This is a genomic window from Psychrobacter glacincola (assembly GCF_904846075.1).
Classification (GTDB): domain Bacteria; phylum Pseudomonadota; class Gammaproteobacteria; order Pseudomonadales; family Moraxellaceae; genus Psychrobacter; species Psychrobacter glacincola_C.
In genome coordinates this window covers 410,240-423,803 of the sequence record NZ_CAJGZH010000003.1, presented here as the reverse complement: position 1 = coordinate 423,803, position 13,564 = coordinate 410,240, and the positions used below count along the sequence as shown (strand labels likewise).

Below are 13,564 nucleotides of genomic sequence, written 5' to 3'. Positions count from 1 at the left end.
TGGCAAGAATGATAACGAACGGCAAGGATGTTTGGTAGTTTATTCTAGCCAAGTAAGCTTATGCCAATATTAATCAATCCACCGCCAATGAGCAGCCAAGCGAACATAATCGCCCCCAAGATAAGGGGTTTAACGCCAGCTTGTTTAATAGCGCCCAAATGCGTGGTTAGACCAAGCGCAAACATTGCCATGGTGAGCAGAACATCGTCTAGTATCACCATACTACGCTCAAAGCTTGCGGTCATCGGCACCCAAGTGTGTAGTAAAACGATGGCAATAAATATAAAGGCAAACCAAGGCACTTTGACTTGTTGGACGCGATTTATAAACGATGGTTTTTTGCCATTGTCGCTGCTACCTTTGGTTAAGGCAAACGATAAAATAAGTAAAAAAGGGGCAAGCATCATGACGCGTATCATCTTGGTGACAACCGCTGTGTCACCCACTTTGGGACTGACTGCGTTACCAGCGACGACGACTTGCGCCACTTCATGAATGGTGGAACCCGTATAAATCCCGTACTGCTGAGCATTTAGCCAAGGTTGCAACCAACCAAGATGGTATAAAAACGGATAGAGCAGCATCGCAACCGTACCAAACACCACCACTGTCGCCACGGCAATAGTGACTTTGTGTGCTTCCGCTTTGACCACAGGCTCGGCGGCAATAACCGCGGCGGCACCGCAAATGCTTGCGCCTGACCCAATCAATAGCGTCGTTTGTTTATCGACTTTTAACCATCGGGTACCTATCCAATAGGTGAGTAAAAAGGTCGATGTCAATACCAACGCATCACTCATCACCGCAGACAGTCCGACACTTGATACTTGCGTTAGGGTCAGCTTAAAGCCATAAAACATGATGGCGAGGCGCAATATTTGACCTTTGGCAAATGCCACGCCGACACTTAAGCGCTCAGCAAGGTTAGGATAGACCGTATTGCCCAATACCATACCAAGGAGAATGGCTAAAGTGAGAGAAGACAAGCCAACGATACGTCCATTTGTCCATGTGTTGACACTAGTATTGAGCCACAAACAAAATAAGCTACCAATCAGCACGACAATAAGCCCTGCTAAATGGCGGCTGCGCGGGAAATAGTTATTTACTGATTGGGTCAAGGCGTACATGACTGACTGTCCTATTATGTATTATCTATAATCGAAATAAGCATAAGCTTATGAATAGACATTATAAGACAGACCAATCTATAATAAAAACAGATTAATTAGATAAAAACTATCGATTTTTTAGGTTAATAAAAGTCTTCGGGCTAAAAAGATGGGTTTTTAGATAATAAAGGGCTTTTAAAGTAACAGGTGGTTTTTAGATTGTATCAATAAGATGGGGTGTCAGAGACATTATGAAAAAAGCCATGCAGGTATTACCAAAGATTACCCTCAAGCAATTATCAGTGTTTGTCAGTATTTATCAAACCGGTAGTACCAGCCGTGCCAGTGAAGCGCTGCATTTATCACAGTCGGCCGTCAGTAGTGCGCTGACAGAATTAGAAGCAAGGCTGCAAATGCCACTGTTTGAGCGGGTCGGACGTAGGCTCAATCAGCACCCCAACGCCCATCCTATTTATATACAAGCGCAAGCTATCTTGGGGCAGGCCTTAACTCTAGAGCATTATCATAAGCATCAAGCAGGGCAGATTCATATCGGTGCCAGTACCACAATCGGCAATTATGTACTGCCGCCGCTGCTTGCCAAGCTATATGCGACGCTACCCGATGCCCATATCGATATGTATATCGCCAATACTCAAGAAGTGGTCAGCGAAGTTGAGCAGTTAAATATTGATATTGCGCTCGTAGAGGGTATGCCGCGCCCGACAGACATGAAGGTGATTGAGCAGCGTGCGTGGCGGACAGATACCTTGATGATATTTACCAAGCGCGATAGCAAATGGTTGACAGACATGGCAGCGTATAACGATGCGGATAATTGCTACGAGCTTAGCATTGCACAACTGGCAAAGCTGCCGCTATTGGTACGAGAGGCAGGGTCAGGTACACGGCAAATTATCGACGAGCAGCTGCTCAAGCATTTGCCTGATGCGGAAATTGTGATGGCGATTCAGCAGTCGGAAGCTATTAAGCATATGGTGAGTGCAGATATTGGTCTTGGCTGTTTATCACAGCATGTCATTCAGGCAGAGCTGACAGCAGGAGCGCTGGTACAGGTGAAAGTCGCGGGCATCGATTTGTCACGAACTTGGTGGCTAGTGTGGCATAAAGCCCGCCATCAAAGCCCGATTTGGCAAAGCTTTATTGATATTTTGACAGAAGATTAATTTTAGTGATAAATATAGAGGTATTAGAAATATAGAGGTATTAGCGAGAATGTCTACTATTTCAATGAATAATAAAAAAGCGCAAAGTTATACAATGCGCTATTTTTGATAGGTTTAAATAATTTAGATACGACATTAAGTCTTTTCTTAAACTACTTATTAACGGGTTTATCCAGTCTTACGACCAAGCTATCGCATGGGACGTTAGGCAAGATATTATCTGCCGTCGCGCCACTGAGCCAAGCGGCGATACCATGGCGTTCATGACGACCGATGACTAGTAAATCAACATCATGCTTGTGACAATAGTTGACGATACCTTCGCTATTAGAGATGGCAGTGGTCACTTCAGAATTCACCGCATGTAGATCATTACGCTCCAAAAACTGTGCCAGTTTGGCACGCGCTTCTTGACAGCGTTCATCGTCAATTTCGTCATATAAGCTGGAGGCTGGCACCAATTCATAGCCAAAGCCAACCATGGTATCTTTGACGATATGTAATACCGATAACTTGGCATTAGGACGATTCTCGACGATACGTTTGGCCTTTTGGGCGACCACATCAGCATCGGACATTAAGTCGGTGACCAATAAAATATGTTCGTAACTCATGAGCGGCTCCTTGTGACAGATGATTTTAACTATAGCACTACTGATGGCCGCTGTTAAGTAAGCTTTGAGTTCGCTTTGTGAAAATCCGACATTCTGCCATATTGGTCATCTTTATTACTACAGTATCTTGACTTATGAAGGTGCGAACCCCATCTAATTCCGTTAGGCAAATTCTTTTTAATTTATACCGGTGCATTGCTGTCATTTAAAATGATGCACGGGTACATGCCATTAAATTTGAATATTACTCATAAGTTAATCACAATAATACGCACAATATTTTTATATAAATATCATATAAAAAACACCCTACGATAAGTACTAAATACACTATTTATCTATTGTTTACTCTGATTCTATTTTATCGCCACTGGCTATATTTAGTCATTAATCGCATATTATTCTAAATAAAATTAGAGCAATCCATAAGGAAAATTATGACCGACACATTATCTACTACTGATCTAACTTTGCATCCTGCCTTTGAGCTGATTGAGCACCGCCATATCGATGCATTGTCGATGGACGTATTGATAAGCCAACACGTCAAAACAGGCGCGATGCATTACCATTTGGCACATCCGAGTGACGAAAATGCCTTTTTGGTTGGTTTTCGCACTCAGCCAATGGATTCAAAAGGTGAGGCCCATATTTTAGAGCACGTGGCTTTATGTGGCTCTGAGAAGTTCCCTGTTCGTGACCCGTTTTTCTCAATGATTAAACGCTCATTAAACACGTTTATGAATGCGATGACCGCTGCCGATTGGACGGCGTATCCGTATGCGACGCAAAATAAAAACGACTACTTTAATTTGCTAGCCGTTTATCTGGATGCCTCATTTTTTCCGAATATTCATCCGCTGGATTTTGCCCAAGAAGGTATTCGTGTTGAGTTAGACGAAAATGACAAGCCGCAATTTAAGGGTATCGTTTTTAATGAAATGAAAGGCGCAATGAGTGGCGAGATTGACCAGTTGTATCATACGGTCGCCCATCATTTATTCCCAACGACGACGTATCACTATAATTCGGGCGGAGATCCTGCCGATATTCCTGACTTGACCCATACTGAGCTGGTTGAATTTCATCAGAGCCATTATCATCCGTCAAACAGCGTGATTATGAGCTTTGGTAATATTCCAGTCGCTGAAACCCAAGCCAAAATCCATGAAGATGCCTTGATTCAGTTTGAAGCAGGTAAAAAACACGTCTCACGTCCAGAGCAGCGTTTGTCTGCACCGATTAGTGCGGTTGATACTTATACGGCTGACGAAGCAGGTCCTGACCAAACGCATCATGTGGTGGCGTGGTTATTACCGTCGATTACCGATCCAAAGCAGCGTTTGGCGTTGCGTCTATTAGAAGGCGTATTAGTTGAGCATGCTGGTTCGCCGCTGCGTGCTTATTTGGACAGCCATCCACTCGGCAAAGCGCCAAGTCCGCTACTAGGGCTGGATGACAGTCATTATGAAATGGTCTTTTATACCGGTCTACGCGGTTCTAACCCTGAACACGCCGAAGCGGTAGAACAGGGCATTATTGATTTGCTTAAAGAGGTCGCGAGCCAACCGATTGATGATGAAACGATTGAGACGATTCTGCATCAAATCGAGATTGATCAGCGCCATATCGGCGGCGATAGCATGCCCTATGGTCTAAACTTAATGCTAGAAGGCTTTAGCACTGCCATTCATGATGGTAATCCTATCGATGTCTGGGAAGTTGATGAGCATTTGCAGTGGCTACGTGAGCAAGTAAAAGATGCGCAATGGTTACCGAATTTAATCAAGCAGCATTTGCTTGATAATCAGCACCGTGTCCGTGTCACTCTGACGCCTGATAGTGAAAAAACCGCCCGTTTGGCAGCAGCTAAGCAGACTCGTCTTGATACCATCGAAATGGATTTGACCGCTGATGATAAAGCTATCTTAAAACAACAAGCGTTAGATTTGGCAGCGCGCCAAGCCGCGCCTGATGATTTAAGCTTATTACCAAAAGTGGGTTTAGAAGACGTACCGACCGATATTAGCTTTAAGCAAGGGTTGCAAAAGCAGATTAATTTGAGCGGCAAAGAAAGTACGCTATTTGAATATGAAGCGGGCACTAACGGCTTATATTATTATCAAATAATTGTACCGTTGACTGATGCGATTGGTAATGAGGATACAAGCGAGCTACCCGTTAATGAAGTCATTAATCATCCGCTGTTGCCTATCTATTTAAGCTTATTGTCAGAGCTAGGTACAGATTCTCTAAGTGCCCATGAAATGCAGGCCAAGCAAGCGGCGCATTCATCAGGGGTGACGGCGCGTATCAGCCAACGTACCAATGTCGATGACAGCCAAGCGATTAGCAGCTATTTCGTCGTGGCAACGCGCGCGCTGAATCGTAAACCTGAAGCAATTGATTTGCTCAAAGAAGTCATGGAACACAGTATCTTTAGTGAGCATGATCGTATCAAAGAAATCTTGCAGCAGCGTCAAGCAGGCTGGCAATCAAACCTTGCTGGTTCAGGGCATTCCTATGCCATGCAAACCGCCAGCCGTGGTATGAGTCGTCAAGCGCAATTAGAGTACGTGCGCAGTGGTCTGCCAGCATTGAACGCGCTAAAAGACTTCTTAACCCATGCCAGTACCGATGATGCACAGTGGGATAAATTGGCAACCAGTTTGATGGATTTACATCAACGTTTAATCAGTTTACCTAAGCATGCCGTCATCATCTGTGAAGCGGAGCAAACTGAACGCTTAAGCAATTTAATCGTTGATAGCTGGAAAGACAGTCAAGCGCCAAAGATTGCAGCGCAGTTAAAAAATGCTGATGCGAGTATTGAAGACAATATCCCAAGCGAGTTTGCTGAATTGCAACTTGATACGGCGTTAAATGGTGAGAAAGACGCGGTCGAAGCGCTAGAAAGTGATGTGGCGCTCGATGTTGAAGACTTAGCGTGGCTAGTGCCAACCAACGTCTATCATAATGCCAGCGCTTATACCGTACCAGCGGCTGATCATCCTGATACAGCAGCCTTGATGGTATTAGCGCCTTATCTACGCAATGGTTATCTGCATAGCGCTATTCGTGAGCGCGGCGGTGCTTATGGCGGCGGTGCGGGCTACGATGCCAATGCCTGTGCCTTTAAGTTCTTTAGCTACCGTGATCCGCAGTGTGCTGAGACCTTTGGGCATTTTGATGCTAGTATCGAATGGCTATTGAATGAGCCGCAAACAGACGAGCAGTTAGAAGAGGCCATCTTAGGTATTATCTCAGGAATGGATAAGCCAGGCTCTCCAGCAGGGGAGGCGGTTAAAGCCTGCTTTGCAGATTTGCATCATCGCGGCGTCGAGTGGCAGCGTAAAATGCGCGCGTCAATATTGGCTGTGACCGTGGCTGACTTACAGCGCGTTGCCAAGCAGTATCTGCAGGGTCAAAAGCACGTACGGGCAGTACTCGCGCCTTATGATAAGGAAGCGGTAATGCAAGAGTTAGGCTTTAACGTTTGTAAAATTAAAAGTTAATCTTCTTCAAGTCTGCTGATTTAATTATTATAAAAAAACCGTCGCTTTCAGTATTTATATTGAAAGCGGCGGTTTTTATTTTGGGTGAGTCTTTTAAAGCGCTATTTCTTAGAGACTGGTTTTTTAAAGGCTTACTTTTTGATTAAGTAATTGGCGACTGCTTTATAGGCAGGTAAAGAAGTCGGATCTATTTTGCCGTTACTGGCATCTGGGTATGACGCAAAACGCACGATGACCATATCAGCTGCTGGATCCACATAGACAGTTTGACCGTGGACGCCGCGTGCCGCATAGATGGGCGTGGGGTTATTAAATAACCACCACATGCTTGTGTAGCTGCCGTTAGTCAGCTGCTTATAATCGGCATTCGCAAAAGCTTCTTTATCGCCACCCGCTTCGATATTATCAACGACCGCAGCTGGGAATAAGCGCTCACCATTAATCTCGCCTTTATTGAGCATCAAGCTACCAATGCGTGCCATATCATGCAAACCTGCACTAAGACCGCCGCCAGCAAACGGCGTACCTTTAGCATCGACCGTCATATAGGCGCTTTGTTCAGCACCGATTTTTTGCCAGATGCGTTCCGAGAGTAATTCATTCACCGCTTTACCAGTCGTACGCGAAATAATCCAACCTAGCGCGTCGCTATTAATGGTTCGATAGTTGAATGCTTCCCCATGTTCGCCGTTCTTCTTAACTGTTTGCAGGTACTCAAAGTAACCATTGGGTCCTTTATAATCTTTTGGCTTTGGTAGTGGGCTTGCCGCTTCTGAATACTTCCAGATATCGGCATTAGGATCAGCATAGTCTTCGCTATAATCGAGCGCTGTGGTCATGTCCATGACTTGGCGTACGGTTGCATCACCAAAGCCACTGTTTTTGAGCTCTGGAATGATAGACGCCACCAAAGCTTTATCGTCAAGCTTACCTTCGGTCACGAGGATTTCTGCTAACAGCCCAGTCATTGATTTGGTCATCGACATCGCCGCATGATTGCCCAGCTCATTGAGGCAGCCGTTTTGGCGCTCGTATACTACCTTGCCATGATGCATGACCATAATGCCGTCAGTATAATTGGCATCCAGTGATTGCTTCCAAGTCATCGGGCGCTTACTGTTAGTAGGCATAAAGGTGATGGCATCGATATTTTTATCTAGCGCATAGCTCAGCTTGGAAGGCGCGCCGATACCGCGACTGACGTCAGTGGTGGGCATCAATTCACGGATATGACAGACCGTCCAACGCAGCTTGGGAAAACTAAAAAAATTAGAGGAAGGTTGAGTAATCAGTTTATCGGCAGGCGGCGGAAAACCTTGCATCCAGCCAAGCGTTTGTGGGTCGGATTGTTTGGCGGTTAACCGTGCATCTTCCGCATGGCTGGTGATACTTATACTGGTTAGGGTCATGGCGATGGTCAGCGGTAATAGAGGTAAAGAGCGTTGCAATAAAGTCAGCATAATATTCTCGCAAGTCGGCTTAAACGATTAACTTCAGACAATAAAAAACCATTGATAAGTGGCTATATTCAAAACTTAGCATAAGACTTATCAATGGTTTTTACCAACCACTTTTGTAAAGCAGTCAATTTTTTATAAGGTTATTTTTTATATGCTTAGGGCTAGTAGCGCTTGATCGCTTGGTCTTTACCGATGATATCCTGGTGAATAGGGAAATTTTCATGGTTATCGTATTGCTTGCGGTCAGCAAAGTAACTTTTTAAAGTGCGACGTACCGCTTCAAAGGCAAGTTTGTCCCATGGAATATCTTCTTCAGTAAATAACGCACAATCAAGACTTTCAGAGCCGATGCCATAAGCACCGTCTTTTAGCTCAGTGATATAGATGCTATAGATTTGCCCGATATCAGGAATATCATATAAGCAATATAAATGCGGATTGATGACAACCGCTTCTGCTTCTTCAAAGCTTTCACGAGCGGCCCCTTCTGCCATGGTTTCGCCATTTTCCATAAAGCCAGCTGGCAATGTCCATAAGCCATACTGTGGCTCAATTGCGCGGCGACATAGCAGTACCCGATGCTTATGCACAACGAGTGAGCCACAAATCACTTTTGGATTTTCATAGTGAATATAGTGGCAATTGGGGCATACCAAGCGTGGGATATTATCCGTGGCTGGTATTTTGCGTTCCGCTTCATGACCGCATTGTAAACAATAGCGCATATCAACTGCCTTATTTAATGATAAATATATATGATAAATAGAAATGATAAAAAGGATTGTCGTTCTTTGAAGAATTATGATTCTTATTTTATAAAATAGTATGACTTTAGCTTATCAGATGTTATGTGATCATAGCTGTTAATCCTAAGATAACACAAATTCTCATCACACTGGCAGTGATAATAACAAGCACACAGGTTTGCGCAACTGCTTACGGCTACGGTTGCTATTAATGAATGTATCAGCAGGCAGAGCAGGACAGTCACATAAAGTATATGCAGTCACGATAAGATTGCGCTAGGCTAGACTCACGCTAACTATTGAATGATAGCTTTACCTATAACGAGAGTAATGGCTGCCGCGACTGGTGTTGTTCTAAGGAAGGGCAACCAGCAAAGCGAGCGCATCTATCAGAGTAGGGGGTATTAAAAAATGCCACTTTACGTCGCCAAGCATGACGATGAATGAATGGAGGCCAGCATGTAGATGCGATATGCGTAGCAATAACACTGGCGCAAGCTTTGTACACATTGCGAGAGATAAGCTCCACCATCCGATGCTTAATTCTAATAAAAATATAGGGCAATAATCATGTTACTTCCCCCGCAGTCGCTACGTTTTGATGAGTTTTCAGTCGCTGTGCCGGACTTTATTCGTTATCCCACTATTAGAACGCTGGCGGAACGGGTGCAGCATGAGACCTTAAATGCCGTTACCAGTCCTGCGCTGTATGATGCTAGCACTTCTCGTAGCACTCGCATTCTAGATAGCTTGTATCAAACACCCATTGCCGATGCCTCGGTATTGGTTGCCATTACCCATGAACGCCATCCAAAGCTGCTACTGACACGCCGCGCTGCGCACATGAACAGCCATGCTGGCGAGGTCTCTTGCGTTGGTGGTAAACATGACGCAGGCGACGGTAATAATGTCGTCACCGCTTTGCGTGAAGCCTGTGAAGAGACGGCACTACCACCTAATAAAGTCCAGCTAATTGGTCAATTGCCCATTCAAACCTCTAAAAGTGGTATGAGTGTGCGTCCTATTGTGGCGCTGATTGCGCCCGATTTATTATTAGTACCTGAGCTTGGCGAAATCTCGCGCATTTTTTGGGCAGATTTTGAAACCTTGCTGACTCAGCCTACTGTCGAGTATGCGGTAGAATATGCAATGCAAGATAAGATCGCGACTATTCTCACGCCTAGCTGGCAAGTGGATGGTGAAACGGTTTGGGGTCTGACAGGACGAGTCATTGCCAGTCTGCTAGAAACAGGCTTTGATCGGCAGCTTGAGTGGTATTATCGTATCCAAAATACGCGTAATTAATCCGTAAGGCGGCTAACGGCTAACGTCTAAACGTTATTCGTTTTATTTTAGCTACTATGCTTTATTTATAATTGCTTACTTATAATAATCGTCGTTTTTTTTAAGCCACCAGTTCATATTATCTTGGCGTTTGGCGCGGAAGGCTTCTAATTTTTCAGCCACACTTTGATTGTGTTGGCGTGCCGTATCAAGGGCAAAGAGAATCGGCACCGATGATAAGACACCAAAGCGGATTTTTGATTTTGGCAAATCCAGCCCATCGCCGATATCATCGCCGACCAAAGTACGAGTCACGCTAGCATTGACCATCTCAACGAAACGCCCCCGTCGATTGTCTTCGCCCATCAGCTGACGCGGCAAATCATGCAAGGCTTTGGCTAATGGTTGCCCCATTTTAAAATCAAGTTGCTGAATTGATAAATAGGTATAAAGCCATTCCCAGCAGGCGGTTTCATCTTTTGGCAGGCGATCTAAGTCAACCCCCATCCAATAACTGGCAAGATTCCATAGATGCAGAATACCTGCCGCTTCTTCAGTGCTAATGCGTGCGCCAAGCAGCCGTAACCCACGCATAATCAACAATGAAAACTGCAAATGAGTAGCAATCATATCGGTTTGATTGATAGGAAGACCCCAATAATCAGTATTCCAGCTGCCATCTGGGTTGTGATGTTGGTCGGCATTTGGTATGACGCCTTTAGCAGCATTGCCTTTACCTTTGAGCAAGTTTTGCCGTACTAGGGTATGAATTTGCCGCACCTTGATTGATTGCCGCCAACCTTCTGAGCCAATCGCCAATACTTGCCTAAGCGGTTGGCGGTTATTATAAGAGGTAGGGTTTAGTTGTGGATGTTCAGAGACGGCTAGGATATAAGCGTAAGTACGCATCAGGCGGGGCAGGGCATCGTGCATCAATGCGCCTGTCTGAATGAGCGGCAGGGAGAGGGCAGGAATGCTGTAGCCTGCCATCAGGGCGACATTACGTAGTAGCCAAATCAGCATCAGCGGATAGCGTCGATAGGCAACTGCACCGATTTGGGCAAGCTTGGGATCGAACCAAGTGGGATGGTAGCTAAATTGCTCAGCCAAGGCGTTAAATGCAGAGTTGTTTGCGAGATCAGCGTCGAAGTTATTGCTACTGTCGCTGATAATAAATTGCTGTAGGGGCTTTGCAAAACGAATGCCGTCAGCGGCCAACGTATCTGCCAGTGAATCGCCAATATCGTAGCCTGCGACTATTTCATTTAATAAATCTTGCGAGATAACGAAGTCTTTTGGCAATAAATAACGCTTGATGCGCTTTAAGACTTGCAAGTCACTATGGTCATCAATCGCGGTCGTCCGTCCGTGACGCTGATAAGGTTTTATTGAGGGTTGTTGGTGATTCAAAGTAGCAGCCGTCTGTTTATCAGTTATGTTGATTGAATCCATATTTATTAAATGCCTCTTTACCAAATGCTTTCTTACCAAATATTTTCCTATTAGATCATTTCACAAGGCCAATAGTATTAATAGCTATTTGACTGGTTTAGAGCTTCTAATTGTCTTTGCGTGGTGTTCATACGGCGTTTGGCTTTACGCAGCTCGTCGGCTAATGACAGTAAGCGCGCGCGTGCTTCTTTTTCATTAGCAAAGTTTAACATCGCCCCACTTTCTAGCTTATCAAATTCTTCTTGGTAGGTTTCTATGAGGCGCTTGTCTTTGTCTAACTGACTGTCTAAGGCGTAATAGTCTAAGCCTTTTTGATTAGCAGTTTGCAGTGTATTCGCCAAGGTTAAGGGGCAGACATTATTGAGCTGACGTCCGCGCCGACCGACATTGTAAGCATTACTGGTCGTGCAGTATTGCTTAAGCCCCAGCTGGCGACCGCGCTCCCATGCCAGATAGTTGGGGGCAACACTGGCCTTGGCACAGGCTTTGGCATGTGAAGCGAGGCGGTCTGATTGGTAACCTGCCACGCCATCGTTGTAGCCAATAGCCTGCCAGTCACCAACGATGCACTCCTGCTTAGAGAGCGTGGCACAGCTTGATAGTAAAACAATGCTACCAAGGAGCGCTAAGCTTAACGAAGGCCGCAGTACAAACTGTCGCATGATTATCTCTTCTATGGCTATAGATGCAAGTGCTGATATATTTAATGCAAAATACTTTTAATGCGCCATGCTCGGATGTCAAAGTACGTGAACTATAAAATAATAAGCCACTGATAAGCTAAATCGCCTTTAAATGACTTATTTTCTTATTAATGAGGGCGAGTCAGATCGACTGAGGTGCCGCTTACATTGTCTTTTAAGCTGACTTTGAGCATGAGATAACCTGCGATACCAGAGACGATTGAGCCCATAATAATACCTAAGCGCTCATCAAATAAGGCTGTTTCACCAGCAAATGCCAGACCGCCGATGAACAGACTCATGGTAAAACCAACACCACAGAGTAAGGCTGCACCGTAAATCTGCTTATAGTTCATGCCTCTTGGCATGGTTGAGATACCAAGCTTAAAGATTAACCAGCACATGATCATCACGCCCAGTTGCTTACCGATGAATAGACCGGCCGCAATACCAAGCGGTACTGAATGGAACAGCTCAGCGAAGCCTGCACCTTTGAGGGATATGCCTGAGTTGGCAAATGCGAATAATGGCAAGATACCGAAGGCAACGGTGTTATGTAAATCGTGCTCTAGCTCTTCTAGTGGTGAGTGCTCAGGATCAGTACGGTCAAACATAGGAATAAATAGTGCTAAGACCACGCCAGCCAAGGTGGCATGGATGCCGGATTTGAGTACCGCAATCCACATGATCACACCGATCAGCAGATAAGGCGTGATGCTGGTGACGTTGCGACGATTAAGAAGGTATAAGAAAGGTAGACATAGACCTGCCACTGCCAATGACTCTAATGACAAATCACTGGTATAAAATAAAGCGATGATTAAAATGGCGCCAATATCATCAAAAATAGCAATCGATACTAAAAATACTTTTAAAGAGTTGGGGACGCGGTTGCCTAATAAGCTCAAAATACCTAGGGCAAAAGCAATATCAGTCGCGGCTGGAATCGCCCATCCTTTCCAAAACTCAGGCTCGTTATAGTTAAAAAGTAGATAGACAATCGCTGGCATAATCATGCCACCGAGCGCCGCACCAGCTGGCAAGATGATTTGCTTAACATTAGACAGCTCACCGATCAACACTTCACGCTTTAGCTCAAGTCCCACTAAAAAAAAGAAAATCGCCATTAAACCGTCATTGATCCAGTGATGAGCGTCTTTAGCGATAGCGAACTCACCGATTTGAATGGCAACGGGTGCGTGAATAAAGCCCTCGTACCACACATTGAGAGGAGAGTTGGCAATAATCATTGCAGCAATGGCAGCCAATGCTAGGACGATACCGCCCGCTGCCTCAAATTCAAAAAATGCTTTAATCCTGCGTATTGCCATATCATCCTCATTTGCTAAACACGAATTACAAATTAATCCAATAACCTCAAATATCTATGACACGACTCATAAAGACATAATAGACAGCAACAGTTTCTCATACTCTTATTGATATAGACAACAAAATACGTCAACCAAAAGTTATAAGTGCCGCCTGTCACATTAATAATAGCGATATTA

General features: G+C 44.8%; 10 protein-coding genes. 3 read left to right on the top strand and 7 right to left on the bottom strand.

The genetic code is table 11. The features are described from left to right. Positions 1-44: 44 nt before the first annotated feature. Positions 45-1,130, bottom strand: a complete 1,086-nt coding sequence (locus JMW85_RS12980; RefSeq protein ID WP_201582046.1) for a YeiH family protein — start codon at positions 1,128-1,130, stop codon at positions 45-47. A 233-nt stretch (positions 1,131-1,363) separates the two neighbouring features. Here JMW85_RS12980 and JMW85_RS12975 point away from each other — a divergent pair, with 233 nt between their 5' ends. After that, the gene (locus JMW85_RS12975; RefSeq protein WP_060491834.1) at positions 1,364-2,299 is read left to right on the top strand and encodes a LysR substrate-binding domain-containing protein; all 936 of its coding nucleotides are present in this window, start codon (positions 1,364-1,366) and stop codon (positions 2,297-2,299) included. Positions 2,300-2,451: 152 nt separating this feature from the next. Here JMW85_RS12975 and JMW85_RS12970 read toward each other — a convergent pair whose 3' ends face one another. Beyond that, positions 2,452-2,913 (bottom strand): universal stress protein, encoded by a 462-nt coding sequence (locus JMW85_RS12970; RefSeq protein ID WP_045453475.1) that lies wholly within the window; start codon positions 2,911-2,913, stop codon positions 2,452-2,454. Positions 2,914-3,350: 437 nt separating this feature from the next. On the opposite strand from JMW85_RS12970, the gene JMW85_RS12965 reads away from it, so the two are divergent. Further along, entirely contained in the window at positions 3,351-6,428 is a 3,078-nt protein-coding gene (locus JMW85_RS12965; RefSeq protein WP_201582045.1) for an insulinase family protein, read from the top strand. A gap of 131 nt (positions 6,429-6,559) precedes the next feature. On the opposite strand, the gene JMW85_RS12960 is transcribed toward JMW85_RS12965, so the two are convergent. Together JMW85_RS12960 and JMW85_RS12955 are read right to left on the bottom strand one after the other, a co-directional pair. Continuing rightward, complete coding sequence (locus tag JMW85_RS12960; protein WP_201582044.1) at positions 6,560-7,888, bottom strand: serine hydrolase domain-containing protein; 1,329 nt, start codon at positions 7,886-7,888, stop codon at positions 6,560-6,562. A gap of 161 nt (positions 7,889-8,049) precedes the next feature. After that, positions 8,050-8,613, bottom strand: a complete 564-nt coding sequence (locus JMW85_RS12955) for an NUDIX hydrolase (RefSeq protein ID WP_045453478.1) — start codon at positions 8,611-8,613, stop codon at positions 8,050-8,052. A gap of 591 nt (positions 8,614-9,204) precedes the next feature. On the opposite strand from JMW85_RS12955, the gene JMW85_RS12950 reads away from it, so the two are divergent. Continuing rightward, positions 9,205-9,939: an NUDIX hydrolase gene (locus JMW85_RS12950; protein WP_055124790.1), complete on the top strand. Its 735-nt coding sequence runs from the start codon at positions 9,205-9,207 to the stop codon at positions 9,937-9,939. Positions 9,940-10,014: 75 nt separating this feature from the next. Here JMW85_RS12950 and JMW85_RS12945 read toward each other — a convergent pair whose 3' ends face one another. The 3 genes from JMW85_RS12945 to nhaA all read right to left on the bottom strand — a co-directional run bounded on the left by JMW85_RS12945 (position 10,015) and on the right by nhaA (position 13,384). Further along, a complete protein-coding gene (locus tag JMW85_RS12945) occupies positions 10,015-11,370 on the bottom strand; it encodes an oxygenase MpaB family protein (RefSeq protein ID WP_201582043.1) in 1,356 nt (451 codons plus the stop codon). A gap of 77 nt (positions 11,371-11,447) precedes the next feature. After that, positions 11,448-12,032: a DUF2799 domain-containing protein gene (locus JMW85_RS12940; RefSeq protein ID WP_201582042.1), complete on the bottom strand. Its 585-nt coding sequence runs from the start codon at positions 12,030-12,032 to the stop codon at positions 11,448-11,450. A gap of 149 nt (positions 12,033-12,181) precedes the next feature. Further along, positions 12,182-13,384, bottom strand: coding sequence for a Na+/H+ antiporter NhaA (gene nhaA, locus JMW85_RS12935; protein ID WP_045444001.1), 1,203 nt, complete (start codon positions 13,382-13,384; stop codon positions 12,182-12,184). Positions 13,385-13,564 lie beyond the last annotated feature (180 nt).

Excerpts from the sequence above, each read along its gene's own strand:
- JMW85_RS12980 (WP_201582046.1), bottom strand. The coding sequence starts at position 1,130 with ATGTACGCCTTGACCCAATCAGTAAATAACTATTTCCCGCGCAGCCGC.
- JMW85_RS12975 (WP_060491834.1), top strand. The coding sequence starts at position 1,364 with ATGAAAAAAGCCATGCAGGTATTACCAAAGATTACCCTCAAGCAATTA.
- JMW85_RS12970 (WP_045453475.1), bottom strand. The coding sequence starts at position 2,913 with ATGAGTTACGAACATATTTTATTGGTCACCGACTTAATGTCCGATGCT.
- JMW85_RS12965 (WP_201582045.1), top strand. The coding sequence starts at position 3,351 with ATGACCGACACATTATCTACTACTGATCTAACTTTGCATCCTGCCTTT.
- JMW85_RS12960 (WP_201582044.1), bottom strand. The coding sequence starts at position 7,888 with ATGCTGACTTTATTGCAACGCTCTTTACCTCTATTACCGCTGACCATC.
- JMW85_RS12955 (WP_045453478.1), bottom strand. The coding sequence starts at position 8,613 with ATGCGCTATTGTTTACAATGCGGTCATGAAGCGGAACGCAAAATACCA.
- JMW85_RS12950 (WP_055124790.1), top strand. The coding sequence starts at position 9,205 with ATGTTACTTCCCCCGCAGTCGCTACGTTTTGATGAGTTTTCAGTCGCT.
- JMW85_RS12945 (WP_201582043.1), bottom strand. The coding sequence starts at position 11,370 with ATGGATTCAATCAACATAACTGATAAACAGACGGCTGCTACTTTGAAT.
- JMW85_RS12940 (WP_201582042.1), bottom strand. The coding sequence starts at position 12,032 with ATGCGACAGTTTGTACTGCGGCCTTCGTTAAGCTTAGCGCTCCTTGGT.
- nhaA (WP_045444001.1), bottom strand. The coding sequence starts at position 13,384 with ATGGCAATACGCAGGATTAAAGCATTTTTTGAATTTGAGGCAGCGGGC.